This is a genomic window from SAR324 cluster bacterium, assembly GCA_029245725.1.
GTDB lineage: Bacteria > SAR324 > SAR324 > SAR324 > NAC60-12 > JCVI-SCAAA005.
Genome location: JAQWOT010000350.1, coordinates 1 through 20,783 on the forward strand (window position 1 = coordinate 1; position 20,783 = coordinate 20,783).

Here is a 20,783-nt window from a genome sequence, read left to right on the forward strand (position 1 = left end):
CTGCAGCTACTGTAGAACCCCAAGGAGTTAAGATGGAATCGGCCCCTCCAGCCCGCACAGACTTGACAACTTCAGCAATATTCTTCAGACCCGTGACGGTGTCAAAGACGCGCGCGTGATCCATGGCGATTACCAGTGAACGGCCATTGTTACGAAACAGACGTCGGGTTCGCAGATTCTTTTCTTTCAACATCAAAAAGTTCCTCACTAAGAATGTATCGTTTTTTAGCCAGACACCATTTGACTGACCACTTTTTCTCGACTAGTTTCGCTGATCTTGCTCTCTCCAACCACATGTCCCTGCCTCAGAACAAGAATCCGGTCAGAGGCTGCAAAAATGTCATTCAGGTTGTGTGAGATGAAGATGATGCCAATTTGCTGCGAGCGCAACTTAGCAATTAGCTCCAGTACCTTGCGCTGCTCTGGCACTCCCAGAGCTGCAGTCGGTTCGTCCATAATGAGCAGCTTGGCATTCCAGTAGATTGCACGACTGATTGCAATAGCTTGTCGCTGCCCTCCTGATAAAGTTCGGACTGGTCTTTCCAGAGAACTTTCTGGGATTTCAATGTCTAATGAGTGTAGGACGTTTCTTGATTCCTGAAGCATTTTTTGACGATCAATAACCTTAGTTAGACCCAAGAAAGGCTTCATTGGTTCTCTTCCTAAAAAGATGTTAGCACCAACATTCAGATTATCGGCCAATGCCAAATCTTGGTAGATTGTCTCGATTCCTAGGTTGCGGGCTTGTAGTGGGGAATTGGTACGGAGAGGTTGGTCCATGTACGTTAGGACACCTGTATCGGGCGCATGTACTCCAGAAATAACTTTGATCAATGTGGACTTGCCTGCACCGTTGTCTCCAGCCAGTGCTAGGACTTCTCCTGCATTAAGATGAAGGCTGACATCATTGAGTGCTTTTACACCATCGAAGTGCTTGGAGACTCCTTTGACTTCCAGCATCATTTGCCTCCGTTGGATATGCGTGTACGTGACTGATCGACCAATACAGCTACGATGATGACTATCCCAACAGCCAGAAACTGCCAGAAAGGCTCTACGTCCACAAAAACCAATCCAAATTGGATCACAGCAATCACCAAGGCACCAATGACAGTTCCAAAAATTTTGCCAGATCCACCAAAAAAACTAGCTCCACCGATGAATACTGCAGCAATTGAATCTAGCAGGAGAGGTTCCCCAGCTTGGGCGGCTCCCGCAGAAAATCGTCCTGTATAGATCAATCCGGCTAGCCCAGCAAAACCAGCAGCTATCATGTAGAGCAGTAAGGTATGCCGCTTTACATTGATTCCAGCTCGTAGAGCGGCTTCTCGATTTCCTCCAATAGCGTAGGTGTATTGGCCAAATCTGGTTTTAGACAAAACAAAGTGGGCAATGAGAACGACAATTGTGGCAATGAGAACTGGAACAGGTATCAATCCAAAAACCTTGGTAGTGCCTAGCTGAAAAAGAATTGGGTTATTCACAGGTACGGTTACTCCATCTGCAACGATAAATCCCATTCCTCGAGCAACTCCATACATTCCAAGTGTACCAATGAAAGGTGGAATGTGGAGTCCAGCAATCAACCAACCATTGATCATTCCAGGAATCATTACTAGTAGCATTGTGGCAATAACCCCAATGGACAAAGCAACGAGGGGATCTTGTCCACCGAGGCTAGCAGTGATTGTGGCAAAGACCACAGCTGCAAATCCCATTGTGAATCCAATGGAAAGATCGATTCCTCCTGCAATAATCACAAAAGTCACTCCAATCCCTAGTAGCAATGGAGCTGTGGCAAAAGTCAGAATGCTTTGAATGTTAAAGAGATTGAACAGGAAGGATGCATCGTAAGCGAGACGTGCCCAAACCTCAAAAAAGAGCGACATCGAAAGGAGAAATAGCCAAGGCCAAATCGAACGGACTGCATCCAGTTTCATCAGGCACTTCTCAGTAGTAGTGAGCTAGAGTTTTGATCGGGTGTGTGCCCATTCCTCAGTGAGAAAGCTAGAAGGAATGGATTCTCCGTGCAACTGATTTGGAGAGAACGCACCCTAGAGTCATCAAAAAAGTTGCTTACTAAAGCAACTTTTTTGATTAGGAAAGGAATCAGTCAGAGTAAACGTACTTGCTGATTTCAGGATCGCTGATATTGGACTTATCCATCACGGTGAAGCCAGTACCAATGGAGATGGGCACAGACTGCTTCATCAGCACTGCGTAGGCTGTCATCACCCCATAGTAGCCAATTTCTGCTGGATGCTGTGCGATAGCTAAATCAATCAAACCACTGTTGATATCATCCACGATGCGAGATGGTGCATCGAAAGCAACAACCTTGATTTGACCGCTCTTACCTAAGGTTTTCACCCCATCGGCAGCACCAATTGCAGAGAAGAGATTTGCACCGAAGACCCCAGCAATATCTTGATTTCGAGCAGCAACGGCCTGCAATTGAGCAGAGGCCTTGTTCGCATCGTCATCATTGTACTGAGTGTTCAGCAAAGTGATATTGGGGTAATTCTGAATTTCCATCTTGAAGCCTTCTTCTCGTTGGTCCGTCGTGGAAATACCAGGCCGAACGTTGGAGACATAGACTTTTCCTTTCTCACCAATGGCTTTGGCAAGTGCTCGAGCTGCCATTTTGCCGCCTAGGACATTGTCAGAGGCAATGTAGGACATTGGAAAGTCACCCATTCCGGAACCATCTTGATAGTTGCCGTCATCAATAAAGGTATCGACTGTAACAACAAGGATTCCTGCATCATGGGCGGCCTTCAACGGAGAAATCAGCTGCTGCTTGTCTGTTGGAGCAATCAGAATCGCATCTGGCTTCTTAGCGATCACAGCGTTGAGAACAGGTACCTGCAGAGTTGGGTTGAAGTCTGGAGCTCCCTGGAACATCAATTCTACTCCCAAGCCTTTTGCTGCTAGTTCAGCACCCTTGCGCATTGTGATGTAGAAGGCATCTGTCGTTAGCCCTGGAATCAGAGCAATGGTGAGTTTTTTGTGACCACCAGCGTGAACCACACTGGATAGTGCCAATAGCACAAAACCACAGAGCAGCAGACGGAATGCTGATCCAATCTTTCTCATAAATCTTCCTGAATTGGAGTCTGTTGATAAAGAAGCAATGAGGTTATTCACAGAGATTCTTTAGCAACATGGGCAATTGCTTGTTTGCCGAGCGAATGCCAAAAACTAAGGAGTCCCATCGAACAAGTCAACAAAAATTATTGGTAGAACAGAAATAGATTTTGATAGGGTGTAGGCAGGAAACTTTTGACAAACATCACGAGATTCTAACCTTTGACGGCACCCAAAGTCAGGCCTCGGACAATATAGCGCTGTGCGAGAAGTGCAATCAGTATGGGAATCGACATAGCGATCATGGTCCGTACACTGAGGAACCAGAATTGTACTCCTCGTGACTCAAACGAACCAGAAATGAACATCGGAATGGTGATGGCGTTCTTGCTACTGATCACCAGTGAGAACAAGAGCTCGTTCCAGGTAAAGGCAAAGATAATCAGTGCAGTGGCAGACAATGCAGGTGTGCAGAGAGGCAGAGCGATTTTAGAAAAAGTGGTGAAGTAGTTGGCTCCGTCCATCAAACAAGCTTCTTCCAACTCAACGGGCAAGTCCACGAAAGCTTGTCTCATGATCACTACGGCAAAGGGCAGTGTGAAAGTAGTGTTGATCAGAATCAATCCAGTTCGAGTGTCCAGGAGGTTTAGGAACTGAAGAGTCAGGTAAAATGGGATGACCGTGGCAACTGGAGGAAGGATCCGTTGAGAGAGAAACCAGACAGTTAGATCCTTGTTAGAAATTTTCTTAAAGCGGAAGCGAGCCAAAGCATAGGCAGCAGGAACTCCCAGAGAAAGCGTCAGCAGAGAAGTTGAGAAGGAAACTACCACGCTATTGATCACAGCGTTGCGCATTTCCACTATTTTTAATTGGGAAACCCAGTTATCGAGAGTAGGAGAAAAATTCAGCCAAGGGATGCCAATGCCCGTGACAGTAAAGGTATCCAGTGGATTCCGCAGACTTGTCGAGAATCCCCAGTAGAGCGGGAAGATGAAAAACAGTACAATCGTAATGGCTAGTAGCGATAGGAGGGAGTCCCGAAATTCAATTGAACTGGGCTTCATTGAATGGACTTATCATCACGACCAAACAGGTGACAGTGATCGGTCGTGAAGTGAATTTTGATTTTCTCCTTGGGGGAAACATCCAGTTCACCATCCCCAACAACAGTCAGTAAATTATCACTAGCATCATTAGCGTAGATGTAGGTTTCGTTACCTAGCCTTTCAATTATGTCCACTGTGGCGGACAAGGAACAGTCCTTGGTCTGCTCCAATTCGAGGTGCTCTGGTCGGATTCCAAGGGTCAGGATATCACCTACCTGAAAATTGATGTTCTCTCGTTGCAGCTGCATCTGATCTTCGCCGGGCAACTGAAGTATGATCTGTTGCCCTTCGATTTGTAGAACCTTGACAGATAGGAAGTTCATCTTGGGAGAACCAATGAAACCAGCAACAAAAATGTTTGTGGGTTTGCGGTACAGTTCCAAAGGAGTTCCCACCTGCTCCACGTAGCCATCGTTGAGAATAAAGATCCGGTCAGCCATCGTCATTGCCTCTACCTGATCATGCGTCACATAGATCATGGTGGTCTTGAGACTGGCGTGTAGCTTTTCCAACTCCATCCGCATCTGCACCCGTAGTGCAGCGTCGAGATTCGAGAGTGGCTCATCAAACAGGAAGACGCTCGGTTCACGGACGATGGTCCGGCCAATTGCCACTCGTTGACGCTGTCCGCCAGAAAGCTGCGCAGGACGACGCTCTAGTAGTTCCTCAATCTTTAGAATTTTTGCTGCCTCAGCGACTTTGCGCTGAATTTCTGCCTTGGGTACTTTGTTCAGCTTGAGACCGAAACCGATATTTTCTCGTACGCTCATGTGTGGATAGAGTGCATAGGACTGAAAGACCATTGCTGCTCCACGATCTGCTGGGTGCAGATCGTTGACATAGGTGTTACCGATATAGATTTCACCCGCAGTGATGTCTTCCAAGCCAGCAATCATCCGTAGCAGAGTCGACTTGCCACATCCGGAAGGACCAACAAAAACGACAAATTCCTGGTCCTTGATCTCCAGATCAACTCCGTGGATCACCTCCACTTCATCAAAAGACTTTTTTACACCGCGCAGTTTTACTTCAGCCACGTGAGACCTCCAACGTTGATAGAGGAGTGATCATCCTTTTACAGCCCCCAAGGTGAGGCCTTGAACAATATAGCGTTGTGCCAATAAGGCGATCAGAACGGGTGGAATCATCGCAATCATTGCCCGAACAGCCATGAACCAGAACTGGACTCCCCGCGTATCAACTGCACCAGCCATGTGAATCGGGATAGTGATCACCTCTTTGCTGCTCAGAGTGATGGCAAAGAGAAACTCATTCCAAGTGAAAGCGAACATAATCAAACCAGTTGCGGCTATCGCTGGAGCTGCCAAGGGCAAAGCAACACGCAGAAAAGCTCCATAGTTTCGGGCTCCATCCATGAAGGCGGCCTCTTCCAACTCAATAGGCAAATCCAGAAAGGTCTGACGCACAATCACGACTACGAACGGTAGCACAAAGGTGGCGTTGATTAGGATTAGCGCTAGCTGTGTATCCAACAGATTCAGAAACTGCATGATCAGGTAGAATGGGACCACCGTTGCTACAGGGGGGAGTACACGCTGTGATAGAAACCAAATGGTCAGATCCTTGTTGGAGATCGTCTTGAAGCGAAAGCGGGCCAGTGCATAAGCTGCAGGGATTCCTAGCGCCAACGCCAGAATAGAAGCGAAAACAGCGATGACTGTACTATTGTAGACCGCTTTTCGAGCTTCCTCTGTGGCCAGTTGATCTACCCAGTTGGTGAGAGTGGGTTCAAAATTCAGGAAGGGGATCCCAAAACCGGAGACGGTAAATGTGTCTAGTGGATTCCGCAGACTCGTCGAGAAGGCCCAATAGATTGGAAAGAAGAAGATCATTGCTGCAACCACAGCAATCAGAGAGTAGATCGAATACTTGAGAGGGTACTGGTTCTGCTTGGGCTTCATCTTATGCGTAACTCTGTCGCAATTTTCTGAAGAAGAGGGTCACTATGATCATCACAATAATCAGCAAACAGTATGACAATGCCGAAGCGTAGCCGAGGTCAAAGTAACGTAAACCAGTTCTGAAGGCTAAAAATGACATAGACTGTGTGGCAACTCCTGGACCTCCTCCCGTCAGGGCAAACGGTATATCAAAGAGTTTGATGGCCTCTGCAAGGCGCAATAGTAGCACAATGACAATGGTGGGGGTCAGCATTGGGAAGATGATATTGGTGAACAAACCCCACTTGGACTTACTCTCCATTTTGGCAGCTTCCATCAACTCATTGGGGATGCCTTGTAGTGCGGCCAGAAAAACTAGAAAACAGAAAGGCGTCCATTGCCAGATATCAACTAGAATAACTGAGAATAAGGCCCAATCTGGGTGAGAGAGGAAGGGCACTCCTAAGAAACCGAGTGGCCCTCCTTCTTCATAGAAAATAGTGAAAAATAGATAGCCCACGGCAAGGGGAGTAGCAAAAATTGGCAGGAGCATGACGGCCCTGAGGAACGACCTTGCCCAGAGACGCTGATTGAATAGAAGAGCTAGCAAAATTCCTAATACTAATTGTGATGGGACTGCAACTAAAACAAAAATTGAAGTAACTTTTATAGCAGAGTGAACTTGTGGATCTTCTATCAATCGCTTGAAATTAGTGAATCCAATATTTGTCCAGGTTGAGATCTTTTCTCTGTTAATTTTTATCTTAGTCCTAGGGTTGCCTTTCGCATCCAAAACAGCGTTTCCACTTGCATCCAACATCGGAATCTTCTCACGACTTACGTTCATTTTGGTTTCCACTTTGTGAACGCTGATATAGAGCGAGTAAACCAGAGGAAAAATCGTGAATGTTAACACCCAAATTGCGGCTGGCAGCAAAAATACGAAGCGCGCTTTTGTATTTCGGTGTGTTTTCATAAGAGGGTCTTGTGATGGATCATGGGCCGTGTTAAATCCGAAAGACCGTCAGGCATGGAAGGATCCACACCTGACAGCTCGGTAGGATTTACTTGTAGCCTATCGCGGATTGATAGTAGCCCAATTGCTGATCTCGACCCAGACGGTCAGTGATCTGCTCCCAGGTCTTGGCAGTGCTATCCAGCGCCTGCTGGGCAGAGATCTCCCCGCTCATGGTAGCCGAGAGATTTTTGTCTAAGATGTCCCAGTACTCGAAGGAGCCTGGAATCCGTAGATAAGGTAGGAAGGTATCAGCAAAGAAGGTCTCATAGTAGGCCTTCAGGTAGTCCTTTACGTCAGCCTCGGACCAACCAGCGTCAAGGTAGTCACCGAGTCCAGCTTCTCCCTGTGGCTCCAAAAACTGGTAAGTGAAGCCCGGATCTACTCCAGTCCAACCATTTTGAGCCAACCAGATCGAGGCTGGCTTGATGGCCATCAGGGATAGGAGTGAGTAGGTGGCTTCTGGGTTGGCGGAGTAATTGGAAATCACACCATGCCATGATCCACCAGTCGTGTTTCCTACCTTCACAGGATTGGTAGTCTTCACAAACTTCTTGTTCTTGTGATCGTAATAGGTGTCTGATGAGGGTAGGATAGAGGAAGCACACACCCCTTGGATCTTTGAACGGGAAGTGTCCTGACAGAGTGAGCCAACATCCCCCCAGCTGAAGACAAAGACAGACTTGCCTCGAAGGAAGTAGTCCCAGGCTTCACCCAAGCTCCAGCCAACTTGTGCGGAAGGCCCGGTCTTGTGCAACTCCTGGAGAAACTCAAGGGCTGCGACGTGTCCAGGGCTATTGATCAGTGGCTTCATGTTAGTGGGGTCGAACCAATAGACGTTGTGATGCTGATCCAACTCGGGCCCAGGTGTAATAGCAAAGGAGGCTGACAGCGACTGGAAGTGATAATGTCCCTGCTCTCCAACCTTTAGGTGAAGAACGGTTCCTGCATCAGGATCAGGGTCGTTACTGTCCCAGTTCTTGCCATTGAAGAATTTACTGATGTCGAGCATCTGCTGCCAGGTCTTTGGCGGAACAGGCATGCTGTAGCCATATTCTTTCTTGAACTGAGCTCTCCACTCTGGATTGGCCAGCGCATCTCTGCGGTAGTACAGAACTTGACCATCTCCGTCGTTGAGTACTCCGTAACCCTCACCTTCCCAAGTATGCAGCGTTTTCAACGACTGAGGCATTGAATCATAGGTCCACTGCGGATACTCTCCAGTGGTCATAAAGTCATCAATAGGGAACGCGTAGCCGTTGGGAACGATGTCCCCATACCAGAAGGCTCCGACCATAAAGGCATCGTACTGGCCGGTACCGTTGCGGAGATCCAACATCATCTTGGTATAGTGCTCTCCGAATGGCAGTTCTACGATTTCCAACTTACCACCAGTCAACTCCTCCCAAATTGGACGAAAACTATACAGTGGCCCTGAAATCCCACCCTTCGGACCACCAGAGTTGACGGTTACCGAAATATTTACTCCATCAAATGGCTTCTGGTCTGGGCCAAACAAGGATCCTAGTTCCTCTCGTGTTGTTGAAATAGTTGTCCCATCTTCCATGACCAGATCAACCTTACCATCGTCATGCCACTTCACGTGATGATCTGCTGCGGTCACGATTCCACACGTTAAGCATGCGGAAACAAAGAGACCCAGCGATTTGAATAGCTTCATAGCGCTCCTTTGAATAAGGGGAAGAAACACTATTCCAACAGGTTTGCTGGATAGTTGGGGGACAATAATGTTCTTTACTTTAAATTGGCAAGATTTTTTTGACTGACGATATAAAACAAGCTTGACATATTCTTATTTCAGACTCTTTTTTAGTTGATTTTATAATCACTATTTTTCAATTAATTTAGGAAAAATTAACTTATATTTTTCTAGTTTATTTTCTCAAAAATTAAGTAAAATCTTTTAAGAAAATAGTTCTTCATTTGAAGAGTTAACTTTCATGATTTTGATTCATTTTTGGAGATTTATGAGTTTTGAAAAACGCTTGCAGGAACTGGGATTGGAAATACCAGCTCTGCCACAGCCTGTGGCCAACTATGTCCCTGGATTGGAAGCCCAAGGATTGCTATATATCTCGGGTCAGGGACCACGCAACTCTGAAGGTCAGTTCATTCAGGGAATTGTGGGGCAGACTCTCACGGTGGAAGAAGCCTATCAACTCGCTCGGCAGACTGGACTCTTTTTACTCTCCGTTGCCAAGCATCAGCTCGGATCGCTAGACCGGATTGAGCGTATCGTCAAGCTGGTGGCTTTTGTGCGCTGTGGCACAGATTTCATGCAGCAACCACAGGTGGCCAACGGGGTATCGGACTTGTTGGGGGAAGTATTCGGAGAGCGAGGTAAGCATGCTCGCTCAGCCGTAGGGGTGGCAGCACTTCCCGGAGGAATGTGCTTTGAAGCAGAATTGATTTTACAGGTATGCTCAGACTGATTGTCTGGTACCGACCTCTCGGCTAGGAGTGAATGGGATAAGCGACGTAAGCGAAACGCTGACTATCTGGAGCCCAGGAATTGACATTGATCGTTCCCTGACCACCTCAACACGATACTAAAATTCGATTCTCTCCACCGTCTGGGTTCATAATCAGCAACGCAACAGCCCGATCAGGTGGGTGCCCTTTTGTGCCAGGAGGATAGCTTAGGTAAGCGATTTGCTGCCCATCCGGACTACAATGTGGGAAACAGTTGACCTGCTCATCGTAGGTCAGTTGTTGTACGTCAGAGCCATCTGGTCTCATTCGATACAGTTGGGCGTGCCTTGGTTCTCGGTTTGCTGCTTCCGAATTGAAATAGATCCACTGACCATCCACTGAAAATTCAGGCCCATCCACAGGAACACTACCGCCGGTCAGAGAACGATCTGATCCTCCCTAGGCTGGGATCATATAGATGTGTGATTGCTTCTCGCCACCATCGGGATGCTCTACACCTACGTAGGTCAGTGTTGTCCCATCTGGTGAGATCCCGCGCAGGTAGTAACAAAAAATCCGAGTGGCTTCATGCTGATTAGATACACGTTCTGGCCGTCCTCCCTCAATTGCTACTCGATAGAGATGCCCATCCCGTGAACTGAGGTAAATCTGCTTGCCATCTGGAGATAGCGCATGGTCATTGTTTAGATCTTCCAAGGGAGCGGTGTTGATTCGCTCCGGTCCTCGTTGTCCATCCGGTGAAATTCAAAAAATCCTGCCATCTGCATTGAGTATCAGCCAGTTGCCATCTGAGGTCCAGTTGGATGTTTCAATCAACTCTGCCGTTTCATAGATCATGGTGGTTGCCCCACTCTCACAGTCCACGATGCTAAGTTCTGCCAGTTGTCCATATTGTAGTCTGCGACGCTGAGGCCATGGACGTTGTGTTGTCATAAAGACTGCTTGGCTGAGAGTGTTGGTGTTCTGAATCAAAGGACTAAGTAGCTGGTGGACGTCCTGTGCTTTCACGCACTATCAATTTACCTTCCAGTAGTTGATTCGGAATGGATGCTTCCACGTTATGGATGCGCTCCAGTAGCATACGGACAGCAGTGGTCCCCAACTCGCGGTGGGGCTGATGTACCGTAGTGAGAGCTGGGCAATAGTGGTCAGCTAAGGGAATGTCATCGAAACCAATGACAGACACGTCTTCTGGAACACGGATTTCTTTGCGACGCAGCGCAGCAATGAACCCAAAGGCAGCCTCATCACAGGAGCAAAAGACAGCGGTGGGACGGTCGGTTAAGCATAGCCATTCTTCAGCAGCTTCTCTGCCAGCTTCTACATTGTAGTGCTTGTTACAAATCCATGTGGGAGAGAGTCCAGTCTGCTGTAGTTCACTCAAGAATCCTTCCAGACGATCCCTGCCTGAAGACAAGGTAGTGGTGCCGGTCACGTGCCCAATCTTGCGATGTCCTAACTCTAGTAGATGACGAACAATTGCTCGTGAGGCGCTTAGGTTGTCAACGGTAGTCACGGGTACAGGGAGATCTTCCAGGTGCTCATTGACTCCAACGATTGGGATGGGATGGTTGCTGATCAAGTCTCCCAGTTCCTGGTTGTGTCCCCCAAAAGTTAGGATCCCATCCGCGAGGCTTTGCTGAATGCTTGCGTAGAGCCGACGTCCCCTTTCTGGATTTTCCTGAGTGTTGGAGACCAATACGTTGTAGCCTGCTTCGGAAGCTTCTGCCTCCACTCCCATCAGAATTTGAGAGAAAAATCGACTTGGGGCATCCGAGATCATGACCAGCAAGGCATCTGATCTGCGCAGGCGTAGATTCCGTCCAGCGGTGTTGGTCTCATAGCCAATTTGCTGGATTGCTTGTTGAATCCGCTCCAGGGTCTTGGCATTGACAATCGCTGGTTGATTGATCGCTCGACTCACCGTTGCTGGTGATACTCCTGCTAGCTGGGCAACATCAGTTAACTTTGGATTGCTCATGGGGTGTTTCCTTAGATTAAGCGGAGTTTAGCCAAAAATTCCACTACATCTTGTTGTGTTCGAAATAATTGTTCGTCACTAAATATCTTGACAAAAATCCTATTGCAAGGCTGTTTATGAAAACGTTTTCAAAATCTTTCGTATGAGATTGCTAAAAAAAGCCTCTACGGAAAATCTCCTGGAAACGAGGTCTATTGCCGCCTTGCTGTCGTGGCAGGGATATCTTTCCTTCGGACTCAAGAACGCGCGAATGCCTTCTGATGAAATCACCAGACGGGTAACAAGAGCTGCTGAGATTTTACAGATTGAGCCGCTGCTAAAACGCAAACCTTCCCAGCTGTCTGGAGGTCAGCGACAACGCGTGGCGATTGGTCGGGCGCTGGTGCGTGATGTGGATGTTTTCCTTTTCGATGAACCCCTCTCTAATCTGCATGCTCAGTTACACTCTGAGTTACGTGTTGAGATCAAGCGCCTACATGCCCGCCTGAAAAACATGATGATCTACGTCACTCATGATCAGATCAAAGCACTGACCCTCGCGGATCGGATTGCTGTGATGAAAGGTGGGGTCATTCAACAACTGCCGGCTCCCCAACTGATCTACAACAAGCCCTCTAATTTGTATGTTGCGGGATTCATTGGTTCACCTGCGATGAACTTCCTACCCGGACAGCTTGTTGTCAGCGGAGAGGAGGCATCCTTCACAACCAAGGATGGAGCGTCCATTTCCCTCCAAGGCTATGAAGCCAGCACCTCTCTCAGCCAGGGAGGAGAGGCTATTCTTGGGGTACGTCCAGAGCATATCCAGATACACACAGAACCGATCCCCAGTGTGACGATTCCCGCAGCCATCGAGATTGATGAGCCAATGGGAGCCGATAGCCTGCTGTGGCTTAAATTGGAGCAACAATCCCTCTCCGTAAGAATTGATGCTGATCTGAATTGCCAGGAAGGCACGATCTACCACCTAGAATTCAATATCCCCAAGTCTTCAATCTTCCGTAAGAATACCGAGGTGCGGATCTAGTTTTTCAGTGCTATGATTCGTTTTTGCTGAGTTAGATTCAGCCAACTCACTACTTTTTTCATGGAAACTCTATGACTGACTGGTCTTTTCAACTCTATAGTGCTCGGAATCATCCACCGCTGAGCAACACGCTCCAACTATTGGCAGAACTGGGTTATACCCAGGTGGAAGGATTCGGCGGACTTTATGATCAAGCAGCTGCGCTACGACAGGATCTGGATCACCATGGATTGACGATGCCCACCGGACACTTTGGCTTAGCCATGCTGGAAGACCCAGATCAAGCCCTACCAATCATTGAGACTCTGGGAGTAAAAACAGTCATCTGTCCCCACTTGGCTGCAGAACAACGTCCTTCAGATGTGGCTGGTTGGAAGCAGATGGTGGAAACACTCAACAAAGTCGGCAAGCCGTATCAGGAGGCTGGGTTGGGCTTTGGCTGGCACAACCACGACTTTGAATTCATAGCTTTGGAAAATGGGAAGACACCAATGGAGATCCTCTTGGAAAACTCAGAATTGGGCTGGGAAATGGACCTGGCCTGGGTTGTCCGAGGTAAGGCAGATCCTGCAGAGTGGATCCAACGCTTTGGTGGCCGTCTCTGTGCAGTTCACGTCAAGGACATCGCTCCGGCTGGAGAGAATGCAGATGAAGACGGCTGGGCAGATGTAGGACACGGTGTGATTGACTGGCCAAGCCTCTACAGTCAACTGCAACAGACGCCGGCTACCTGGTACGTGATGGAGCACGACAAGCCGAATGATGTGGCCCGCTTTGCCCGTCGTTCTCTGGCAACTGTTCAATCCTTTGCGGGGTGAATCATGGCTGGAACTCTCGGTGTTGGTGTGATTGGTTGTGGAAATATCTCTTCAGCATATTTCCGACTATCCAAGCTGTTTCAAGCGATTGAAGTCAAAGCCTGCGCAGATCTCAATATGGAGATTGCCCAAGCTCAGGCAAAAGAATTCGGATTGGAAGCCATGAGCGTAGAAGCCCTGTTTTCTCATTCAGAGGTGGATATCATCGTCAATCTGACGGTCCCGAATGCACATTTTGAGGTCTCCAAGGCGATCCTGGAAGCTGGCAAGCACGTCTACTCGGAAAAGCCGCTGACGCTTTCACTGGAAGATGGGCTGGCCTTGCGGGACCTGGCCCACCAGAAAGGACTGCGGGTGGCCTGCACTCCTGATACCTTCCTGGGAGGAACTCATCAGCAAGCTCGAGCGTTGATTGACTCTGGTGTACTCGGCAAGATTGTCGGAGGGACCTGTCATGTGCTCAGCCACGGCATGGAGCACTGGCATCCAAATCCAGATTTCTTTTTCCAGCCCGGTGGTGGACCAGTACTGGACCTCGGACCGTACTACATCGGCAACCTGATTCACCTGCTGGGGCCAGTGTGCTACGTGACGGCCATGTCAAGCATTCCACAAAAGGAACGCATGATCACCAGTCAACCACGCTATGGAGAGAAGATTCCAGTTACTACCCCGACTACGATTCATGCGGTGTTGGAATTTGCCAATGGTGCGTTGATCACACTGGGTGCGAGTTGGGATATCTGGAAGCACGGACACCGCAACATGGAACTCTATGGCACAGAAGGTTCTCTAGTTGTGCCGGATCCAAACTTCTTTGGTGGGGATTTGCTGCGTAGTGAGCGAGATGGTGAGTTTGAGAAATTAGCCGTAGCAGATCATCCGTTTGGGGTGCCCAATCAGGAGAATCCACGAGGTGCAGTAGCCAACTACCGGGCCAGTGGCTTGGCAGATCTGGCGGTTGCCATTCAGACGGACCGGGATGCTCGATGCTCCATTGAACGTCCACTCCATGGGGTAGAAGTGATGACTGCTATTCTGAAGTCTGCTGAGATCCGACAGACTCTGGAACTACAAACCACTTGTACTCAGCCAGAGCTGCTGACAGCCGAAGAAGCACAGTCACTCTTGAGCTGACTAAGCTTCTCAGAAGTTTTCGCGGAAGCTTCTCAGGTCCAGTTCGTGAGTCCAGGCACTGCGTGGTTGCTGGTGTAGGAAAAGGTAGGCGCTGGCGATATCGTCCAGTTGCAGCATCCCTTCTTCGTCAAGTTGCTCGACCAGAGCTGGGGCTCGGTTACGAATTCGATCCCCATTGATTATGCCGTCGATCACGACATGGGCGACATGAATTCCCTGGGGCTGGAATTCTCTGGCCAGGCTTTGAGACATCGTGCGTAGCCCCGCCTTGGCTGCTGTGAAAGGAGCGAATCGGGGTTTGCCTCGCAGAGAGGCACTGGCTCCAGTGAAGATCAAGGTTCCTTGGCTACGGGGAACCATCCTGCGGAGAACTTCCCGGGCAAAGAGGAATCCTCCCAACGTCCCTACTCGCCAAGCTTGCTCAAACAGGCTCGCTTCCATCTCCAGAAAGTTGCCAGAGTAGTTGTTGCCAGCATTGTAGATTGCTAGCTGGATCTGTCCTGCCTGTTCAGCCTGCTCAATCAGAGCCCGCACCTGCTCTTCTGCTGTGACGTCTGTGACCACAGGCGTACAACTTCCTCCAGTGGCTTCAATCTCACGCTGTGTTTGCTCGAGTTGGGTAGAGGTTCTGCCTCCTGCAAACACGTGTAGACCGGTTTGCGCTGCGTGACGACACAGGGTAGCCCCCAGCCCAGCCGAGGGCCCTACTCCAATAATAATAGCGGTAGGCATAGCTTACTTAACTCCGCTCAACGTAGAGATTGAAGGCTTCTGTATAATCAGGATGCCATCTGGAAAGAGGTGGGCGGTTTTCGATGATGTCTCCAATTGCCCAGGCCATCCGCTTTTCATCCAGTTCGCGTGAGACGTCATTGTCCGGACAGAGGATGTAGAAATCTCCATGTTCCAAGCTTTGAAATAGGAACTCTGCTGTCTGTTCAGGGGTCCAGGCACCAGCAGGCTTTGCTGTGCGAGTACCTCGTGTCAGGTCCGTGAAAACAAAGCCTGGAATCAATAGGTGAGTGGTCAGATGATGCCCTTCAGTATTGCGTAGTTCGTGAGCCAGGGCTTCGGTGAAGGTCTTGACCGCGCTCTTGGAGACGTTGTAGGCCGGATCTCCAGGAGGAGTCGTGATGCCCTGCTTGGAGCCTGTGTTGATGACCAATCCTGGTCGTGCTCGTTCGATCATGCGTGGGAGAAAGACCTGAGTGCCATAGACGATCCCACCCAAGTTCACTCTCAGGATGTGAAGCCAGTTCTCCGAGTCATCCAACAGTGTACTCCCCGGTTGGATACCTGCGTTGTTCATTAGGATGTCAGTACCCCCAAAGCTCTCTGCAACCAGTGCTTCCAGTTCGACCAAGGCCTCTCTGTCGGAAACATCTGTAGAGCTAGCCATTACTTCTGGTGCTCCCATTTGGCGAAGCTGTTCGGCTGCTGGTTCCAGCAATGCTTCACGGACGTCAACAATTACCAAGCGCAGACCCATAGTGGCTAGGCGTTGGGCGGTGGCTAGGCCGATGCCTGAAGCACCTCCAGTGATAACGGCAACGGCGTTGGGCTGAAAAGCTGGATGAGTCATGAAAATTTCTCCTGGACAGAAAGAACGAAGGAATCAGTAAAAAATTGCTTTATTTAGGATCAGAGCCTTGAATGAAATTGCCATTTTAGCGACATTCTTCAAAAGAAGACTAACTTGATCCAGAAAAACTGGCTATATGCAAACTGATTTTGATTTTGAAAACCAAAAAGGAATCCGATGAATCTCTACGCTAAACTGCAGGCTCGTGCTGCTCAACAAAAACCGATTCACGTAGCTCTAATCGGAGCAGGAAAGTTTGGTTCCATGTTTCTAGCTCAGACAGTTCAGACTCCTGGTATGCATATCACTGGAATTGCTGATCTGTCTCCAGAGCGAGTTCAGACCAACCTCAATCGGATCGGCTGGGAGCCAGAACGGGCCAAGGCTTCCTCTGTAGAGGAAGCCATTCGTACAGGACAAACTTTCCTCTGCGAGGATGCAATGGACTTGATCCAGACAGAGGCTGTGGAAGTGGTGATTGACGCAACAGGTTCTCCAGCAGCTGGTATTCGTCATGCCTTGGCTGCGATTGAACACGGCAAGCACATCGTAATGGTCAATGTAGAAGCGGATACTCTTGCTGGTCCACTCCTGGCGGAGAAAGCAAGAAAGGCAGGTGTCGTGTATTCGTTAGCCTATGGAGATCAACCAGCACTGATTGCTGAAATTGTAGACTGGGCTCGTGCTTGTGGATTACCTGTGACTGCGGCAGGTAAGGGAACCAAATACCTGCCGATCTATCACGAAGTCACTCCAGATACGGTTTGGCAGCATTATGGTTTGACCCCAGAAGCAGCACAGGCCGGTGGAATGAATCCACAGATGTTCAACTCATTTCTGGACGGTACCAAGTCTGCGATTGAAATGGCTGCCGTAGCCAATGCCTGTGATTTACGACCACCAGATGATGGCCTTGGTTTTCCGGCCTGTGGGGTTGATGACTTGCCTCACATACTGCGACCCAAGAGTGCTGGGGGCGTCTTGGAACACGAAGGAATGGTTGAGGTGATTTCCAGCCTTGAGCGGGACAGTCGATCGGTCTTCCGAGACTTGCGCTGGGGAGTTTATGCTGTGTTTGCTGCACCTTCTGATTATACAAAGCGTTGCTTTGCAGAATATGGTTTAAAGACAGATTCCAGTGGTTGCTACTCATCCATGTACAAACCGTATCACCTGATTGGGCTGGAGTTAGGAATTTCTGTGGCTAGTGCGGCCCTGCGTGGTGAGCCAACGGGACAAGCCACTGGATTTCGAGGTGATGTGGTGGCAGTCGCTAAGCGTGATCTGAAGGTTGGAGAGATGCTGGATGGAGAAGGTGGCTACACAGTCTGGGGGAAACTTGTGCCAGCCCAACGTTCACTTGGCTTGGGAGGACTCCCAATTGGCCTGGCTCACCGAATGGCTTTGCGCCGTCCAGTGGCTCGAGGGCAGATCGTCACTTGGGAGGATGTAGCTATTGATCAACAGGATTCGGCTGTTGTGTTCCGGCGTGAAATGGAGCAGGTCTTTCAGACTTTGAATTGAGGTTGACCCAGATTATGACCTTGAAGGTGCGAAAAAGTTCAATAAATTGACAAAAATTTCTGTATGCTAAGGATTCTTTAACTGTAACTAAATTGAAGCACTTTGATTCAGGTGAGGTATCGATTCCTTCCCTGCAAGACTAGCAGTCTCATGATTTTTGCCAAAGACAATTGATCAAGAGGGTGATGAGACTACACAGAAATCCGTATTGAGATTACGCTCATGCACTGCCCAAGTAATGCAGTTAAGAGATAACCCTGTATCTTCTTTTGTCATGTCTAAAACCATTGAAAATCCTAGCACAGCAGTACCGAAGATCGAATTGCAACCACTGGAACCAGAGATTTTGGAAGAATTACGAGAGTTGCTGAGGGAACACATCGCACCGTTGGTTCCAGACTTTGCCCACCTGAGTATCAACCAGCAGCGTGCCTGGGGTCACAAGCTTCGGCAATTACGAGAGTCCCATCCAGCTCCAGGTTTTGTCGAATGGGCTGATGAGGTGCTGCACGAGTTGGAACATTTCCACATTAGCAAAAGTGCTGAAAAAGTAGCTTTGTTTCCAACGGTTTTTTCCGATCTCTAAAAATCTTTGCAGGAACCTGTTTTTTTGAATTTGCAGTTGTCTAGGATTCGGTAGAAAATAAGGTTTTTCTGATTCTGGGCTCTGATGTGATTTTGAATTTGCCTGCGGTAAGGGCAGTCAACAGGGATTCCACTTCAGTATGCTTTCCATCCCACCGCAACTACTCCGAACCGTACTCCTTCTCTCCTTGGGTAGCGCTTTACTGCTATCGAACGCCCTCACCTGGTATATCGGCCAAAGTCGCCAGGTTGCTAGCCTTCGTGATGCCTACTTTGAGCGAATTTTCTGGCTCTCGTTTTCGATGAGCGACAAAGCTACCGAGTTAGTCGACACCTCAAATTGGGCTGGACTGGAAATACACTTCTCTGTTTTGAAATCACAACCAGAGGTGGTCTATCTCTTTCTGAGAGGGATGGATGATGAGATTCTTTATGCGTACGATGAGGACGTGGTTGAAGAGTATGATCCTGAGATCATTACCTGGGATGTGCCCAAAGCCGCGGTTTTGGAAAATCGAGGCATCGTTGGAGATCCCAAGGAATACCAGTCTGGGAAATATGAACTACGGGAACAGTTCTTATTGAAAGACTCGGAGGTGCGTGGAGAGTTGCGTGGACGGGTGGGAGAACGAGTCTTTGAGGCAAAGCGGGAGTTACAGCATTGGGGAGAACCTGTTGGCATCCTGCACATAGGCTTCTCAGAGAAACCACTGCAAGAGAATGTTGCTGAGAGCCAGAACTCTCTCCTGATGATCGAGTTGCTATTGCTGCTATTCGGCTTAATACTTTCTGGATGGGTTGCTCGTCGAGTCGCCAAGCCCTTGGAACGTATCACAGAGGAACAGCGGCGTATTCAGGATCTGCGTTTGGATGGAGAATTTGAACTCAGGTCTCCAATTGTTGAAGTAGACTCGCTCAGTCGATCATTGGGAGCGATGCGAACTAGTCTCCGTGCGTTTCAGATCTACATGCCGGCTGAGTTGGTCCGGGAACTTATACTTCGCGGTGAAGATGCTGCCTTGGGAGGGCAGGAGCAAGAGTTGAGTATTCTTTTTGCGGATATCGCGGAATTTACTTCTATTTCTGAGGAGTTGAAACCAGAAGAGTTGATGCTGCAACTGTCTGAGTACCTTGGCCTATTGGCAGAAATTATCCGTTCCCACTCTGGTACAGTTGACAAGTACTTGGGAGACGGAGTGATGGCTTTCTGGGGTGCTCCTGTGCTGTCAGATCACCATGCTAGTGATGCCTGCTGGGCGGCGCTGGAGTGCAGAAATCGTATTCAGGAGCTCAACGAAGCCTGGCAGGCCCAAGGAAAAAAACCCTTCTGGTCAAGAATCGGAATACACACTGGAAATACGCTGGTAGGTAACGTGGGTTCTGCTAATCGCATGAATTATACGGTGGTTGGTGATAGTGTAAACTTGGCTAGTCGATTGGAAGGCATTAATAAGATCTACCAGACCAACATCATTGTCAGCAGTGAAACTCAGGAAGAAGCGGGATCACAGTTTCTCTTCCGACCCCTGGATACTGTGCGAGTGAAAGGGAAGAAGAAGGGTGTGGAAATCTTTGAGTTGGTAGATTCAAAGGAACGGGCATTAGAGAAGCAGAAGCAGTTTTGTGCTGAGTTCTCGAGAGGTGTTTGGGCCTATAGCGTGCGGCGCTTCGATCAGGCTTATGAGGTGTTCAAACAACTTAGTGAAACCTTTCCAGATGATGTGCCCACACAAATCTACCTGCGACGCAGCCATCGCTTCAGCATTGTACCTCCCAGTGTCGATTGGGAACCAATTATCGATTTAGAGCCTCGTTTCAAGACTCAGGCTGATATTTGATGTGAAATTGCCGAAGTAGAGCCTCAAGAAATTTGGCAAAAATTCATGATTTATTGAAATCGGCAATTGTGTTGCAGGGCAGTGATAAGTCATTTTCGGTTGACGAAAGCCCAGATTGATCAGGCTTCACTCTCCTGATCGATCAATCAGTAATTTGGTCAGTCATTTCGAATTTTTTGAAGCGACATCACTTTCATCCTTTCTGACGGCTCAACCTCTCCCGGGAGAATTTCCATGAAACGGATTCTGATTCCCGTCGCCCTCCTGCTTTTTTCAGCCGGGGTGTACTTCCTGTTTGTCCTACCTAATCAGATTGAACAAAAATTCAAGGATGCTGTCCCTGAAAATGTGGAAGTGAATTACAAGAACTTTCAGGTCAATCTTCTTGATAAGTCGGTTGTGGTCGAGACCCTGAAGCTTGAGGACGACAAGGTGCGCGTTGAAATAGGTCGTGCCGAGGTCAAGACGGAAGAGTACTCCGGTGAAATGATACAGGTACAACTCAACGAGGTGATCTTGAGTGACAAAGAAAATGAGGAGATCTACAAGGCCCAGCAAGTAACCATTCAGGAGATTGATCGCAAGCAACTGGAAGAAACCAGCAAGAACGCAACATTGGAGGATCTGTTTAATACGCTGAAGAGAGATGCCATTCGACAAGTGGAAATGAGTGAGGTGAGCGTCACCAAAAATGGTCAAACCACAACGGTTGATTCTGTGAAAGTTGA

The 20,783-nt window shown here is 48.6% G+C and carries 23 protein-coding genes; 8 read left to right on the top strand and 15 right to left on the bottom strand.

The window, feature by feature from the left end:
• The 9 genes from P8O70_19240 to P8O70_19280 form a co-directional block, all read right to left on the bottom strand.
• A partial coding sequence (locus tag P8O70_19240) for a hypothetical protein (protein MDG2198975.1) occupies window positions 1-193 on the bottom strand: 193 nt, incomplete at its 3' end.
• A 32-nt stretch (window positions 194-225) separates the two neighbouring features.
• On the bottom strand, window positions 226-960 hold the full coding sequence (locus tag P8O70_19245; protein MDG2198976.1) for an ATP-binding cassette domain-containing protein: 735 nt from the start codon (window positions 958-960) through the stop codon (window positions 226-228).
• A complete protein-coding gene (locus tag P8O70_19250) occupies window positions 960-1,940 on the bottom strand; it encodes a ribose ABC transporter (GenBank protein MDG2198977.1) in 981 nt (326 codons plus the stop codon). Before P8O70_19250 ends, P8O70_19245 begins: the two co-directional genes overlap by 1 nt.
• A gap of 169 nt (window positions 1,941-2,109) precedes the next feature.
• Window positions 2,110-3,096 carry an ABC transporter substrate-binding protein gene (locus P8O70_19255; GenBank protein MDG2198978.1) on the bottom strand — a complete coding sequence of 329 codons (987 nt, stop codon included), beginning with the start codon at window positions 3,094-3,096 and terminating at the stop codon, window positions 2,110-2,112.
• A 206-nt stretch (window positions 3,097-3,302) separates the two neighbouring features.
• A complete protein-coding gene (locus P8O70_19260; protein MDG2198979.1) occupies window positions 3,303-4,151 on the bottom strand; it encodes a carbohydrate ABC transporter permease in 849 nt (282 codons plus the stop codon).
• Window positions 4,148-5,230 carry a sn-glycerol-3-phosphate ABC transporter ATP-binding protein UgpC gene (gene ugpC, locus P8O70_19265; protein MDG2198980.1) on the bottom strand — a complete coding sequence of 361 codons (1,083 nt, stop codon included), beginning with the start codon at window positions 5,228-5,230 and terminating at the stop codon, window positions 4,148-4,150. Before ugpC ends, P8O70_19260 begins: the two co-directional genes overlap by 4 nt.
• A gap of 30 nt (window positions 5,231-5,260) precedes the next feature.
• Window positions 5,261-6,115, bottom strand: coding sequence for a carbohydrate ABC transporter permease (locus P8O70_19270; protein MDG2198981.1), 855 nt, complete (start codon window positions 6,113-6,115; stop codon window positions 5,261-5,263).
• Window position 6,116: 1 nt separating this feature from the next.
• A complete protein-coding gene (locus P8O70_19275) occupies window positions 6,117-6,941 on the bottom strand; it encodes a sugar ABC transporter permease (GenBank protein ID MDG2198982.1) in 825 nt (274 codons plus the stop codon).
• 217 nt (window positions 6,942-7,158) lie between these two features.
• Window positions 7,159-8,790: an extracellular solute-binding protein gene (locus P8O70_19280; protein ID MDG2198983.1), complete on the bottom strand. Its 1,632-nt coding sequence runs from the start codon at window positions 8,788-8,790 to the stop codon at window positions 7,159-7,161.
• A 307-nt stretch (window positions 8,791-9,097) separates the two neighbouring features.
• On the opposite strand from P8O70_19280, the gene P8O70_19285 reads away from it, so the two are divergent.
• A complete protein-coding gene (locus P8O70_19285) occupies window positions 9,098-9,562 on the top strand; it encodes a RidA family protein (protein ID MDG2198984.1) in 465 nt (154 codons plus the stop codon).
• Window positions 9,563-9,668: 106 nt separating this feature from the next.
• On the opposite strand, the gene P8O70_19290 is transcribed toward P8O70_19285, so the two are convergent.
• From P8O70_19290 to P8O70_19305, 4 genes are read right to left on the bottom strand one after another with little or no spacing between them, the layout of a single operon-like run.
• A complete protein-coding gene (locus tag P8O70_19290) occupies window positions 9,669-9,962 on the bottom strand; it encodes a hypothetical protein (protein ID MDG2198985.1) in 294 nt (97 codons plus the stop codon).
• A gap of 39 nt (window positions 9,963-10,001) precedes the next feature.
• Window positions 10,002-10,259: a hypothetical protein gene (locus P8O70_19295; protein ID MDG2198986.1), complete on the bottom strand. Its 258-nt coding sequence runs from the start codon at window positions 10,257-10,259 to the stop codon at window positions 10,002-10,004.
• 48 nt (window positions 10,260-10,307) lie between these two features.
• Window positions 10,308-10,496: a hypothetical protein gene (locus tag P8O70_19300; GenBank protein MDG2198987.1), complete on the bottom strand. Its 189-nt coding sequence runs from the start codon at window positions 10,494-10,496 to the stop codon at window positions 10,308-10,310.
• Between the two features lie 43 nt (window positions 10,497-10,539).
• Window positions 10,540-11,544 carry a LacI family DNA-binding transcriptional regulator gene (locus P8O70_19305; GenBank protein ID MDG2198988.1) on the bottom strand — a complete coding sequence of 335 codons (1,005 nt, stop codon included), beginning with the start codon at window positions 11,542-11,544 and terminating at the stop codon, window positions 10,540-10,542.
• A gap of 142 nt (window positions 11,545-11,686) precedes the next feature.
• On the opposite strand from P8O70_19305, the gene P8O70_19310 reads away from it, so the two are divergent.
• From P8O70_19310 to P8O70_19320, 3 genes are all read left to right on the top strand, one after another.
• Window positions 11,687-12,571: an ATP-binding cassette domain-containing protein gene (locus P8O70_19310; GenBank protein MDG2198989.1), complete on the top strand. Its 885-nt coding sequence runs from the start codon at window positions 11,687-11,689 to the stop codon at window positions 12,569-12,571.
• A 71-nt stretch (window positions 12,572-12,642) separates the two neighbouring features.
• Window positions 12,643-13,389, top strand: a complete 747-nt coding sequence (locus P8O70_19315) for a sugar phosphate isomerase/epimerase (protein ID MDG2198990.1) — start codon at window positions 12,643-12,645, stop codon at window positions 13,387-13,389.
• 3 nt (window positions 13,390-13,392) lie between these two features.
• Window positions 13,393-14,526 carry a Gfo/Idh/MocA family oxidoreductase gene (locus P8O70_19320; GenBank protein ID MDG2198991.1) on the top strand — a complete coding sequence of 378 codons (1,134 nt, stop codon included), beginning with the start codon at window positions 13,393-13,395 and terminating at the stop codon, window positions 14,524-14,526.
• A 9-nt stretch (window positions 14,527-14,535) separates the two neighbouring features.
• On the opposite strand, the gene P8O70_19325 is transcribed toward P8O70_19320, so the two are convergent.
• Together P8O70_19325 and P8O70_19330 are read right to left on the bottom strand one after the other, a co-directional pair.
• A complete protein-coding gene (locus P8O70_19325; GenBank protein ID MDG2198992.1) occupies window positions 14,536-15,258 on the bottom strand; it encodes an SDR family NAD(P)-dependent oxidoreductase in 723 nt (240 codons plus the stop codon).
• Window positions 15,259-15,265: 7 nt separating this feature from the next.
• Window positions 15,266-16,108: an SDR family NAD(P)-dependent oxidoreductase gene (locus P8O70_19330; protein MDG2198993.1), complete on the bottom strand. Its 843-nt coding sequence runs from the start codon at window positions 16,106-16,108 to the stop codon at window positions 15,266-15,268.
• A gap of 177 nt (window positions 16,109-16,285) precedes the next feature.
• Between P8O70_19330 and P8O70_19335 the strand changes: the two genes are divergently transcribed.
• From P8O70_19335 to P8O70_19350, 4 genes are all read left to right on the top strand, one after another.
• A complete protein-coding gene (locus P8O70_19335) occupies window positions 16,286-17,632 on the top strand; it encodes a Gfo/Idh/MocA family oxidoreductase (protein MDG2198994.1) in 1,347 nt (448 codons plus the stop codon).
• A gap of 274 nt (window positions 17,633-17,906) precedes the next feature.
• Window positions 17,907-18,218 (top strand): hypothetical protein, encoded by a 312-nt coding sequence (locus P8O70_19340; GenBank protein MDG2198995.1) that lies wholly within the window; start codon window positions 17,907-17,909, stop codon window positions 18,216-18,218.
• A 139-nt stretch (window positions 18,219-18,357) separates the two neighbouring features.
• On the top strand, window positions 18,358-20,055 hold the full coding sequence (locus P8O70_19345) for an adenylate/guanylate cyclase domain-containing protein (GenBank protein MDG2198996.1): 1,698 nt from the start codon (window positions 18,358-18,360) through the stop codon (window positions 20,053-20,055).
• A gap of 234 nt (window positions 20,056-20,289) precedes the next feature.
• Window positions 20,290-20,783 (top strand): hypothetical protein (locus P8O70_19350; protein MDG2198997.1); only part of this gene is annotated, 494 nt, incomplete at its 3' end.

Coding starts and splice junctions, on each gene's coding strand:
- P8O70_19310 (MDG2198989.1), top strand. CDS start 11,687: ATGAGATTGCTAAAAAAAGCCTCTACGGAAAATCTCCTGGAAACGAGG.
- P8O70_19270 (MDG2198981.1), bottom strand. CDS start 6,115: ATGAAGCCCAAGCAGAACCAGTACCCTCTCAAGTATTCGATCTACTCT.
- P8O70_19335 (MDG2198994.1), top strand. CDS start 16,286: ATGAATCTCTACGCTAAACTGCAGGCTCGTGCTGCTCAACAAAAACCG.
- P8O70_19285 (MDG2198984.1), top strand. CDS start 9,098: ATGAGTTTTGAAAAACGCTTGCAGGAACTGGGATTGGAAATACCAGCT.
- P8O70_19305 (MDG2198988.1), bottom strand. CDS start 11,544: ATGAGCAATCCAAAGTTAACTGATGTTGCCCAGCTAGCAGGAGTATCA.
- P8O70_19345 (MDG2198996.1), top strand. CDS start 18,358: ATGCTTTCCATCCCACCGCAACTACTCCGAACCGTACTCCTTCTCTCC.
- P8O70_19250 (MDG2198977.1), bottom strand. CDS start 1,940: ATGAAACTGGATGCAGTCCGTTCGATTTGGCCTTGGCTATTTCTCCTT.
- P8O70_19340 (MDG2198995.1), top strand. CDS start 17,907: ATGTCTAAAACCATTGAAAATCCTAGCACAGCAGTACCGAAGATCGAA.
- P8O70_19260 (MDG2198979.1), bottom strand. CDS start 4,151: ATGAAGCCCAGTTCAATTGAATTTCGGGACTCCCTCCTATCGCTACTA.
- P8O70_19280 (MDG2198983.1), bottom strand. CDS start 8,790: ATGAAGCTATTCAAATCGCTGGGTCTCTTTGTTTCCGCATGCTTAACG.
- P8O70_19320 (MDG2198991.1), top strand. CDS start 13,393: ATGGCTGGAACTCTCGGTGTTGGTGTGATTGGTTGTGGAAATATCTCT.
- P8O70_19330 (MDG2198993.1), bottom strand. CDS start 16,108: ATGACTCATCCAGCTTTTCAGCCCAACGCCGTTGCCGTTATCACTGGA.
- P8O70_19300 (MDG2198987.1), bottom strand. CDS start 10,496: ATGACAACACAACGTCCATGGCCTCAGCGTCGCAGACTACAATATGGA.
- P8O70_19245 (MDG2198976.1), bottom strand. CDS start 960: ATGCTGGAAGTCAAAGGAGTCTCCAAGCACTTCGATGGTGTAAAAGCA.
- P8O70_19325 (MDG2198992.1), bottom strand. CDS start 15,258: ATGCCTACCGCTATTATTATTGGAGTAGGGCCCTCGGCTGGGCTGGGG.
- P8O70_19275 (MDG2198982.1), bottom strand. CDS start 6,941: ATGAACGTAAGTCGTGAGAAGATTCCGATGTTGGATGCAAGTGGAAAC.
- P8O70_19315 (MDG2198990.1), top strand. CDS start 12,643: ATGACTGACTGGTCTTTTCAACTCTATAGTGCTCGGAATCATCCACCG.
- P8O70_19255 (MDG2198978.1), bottom strand. CDS start 3,096: ATGAGAAAGATTGGATCAGCATTCCGTCTGCTGCTCTGTGGTTTTGTG.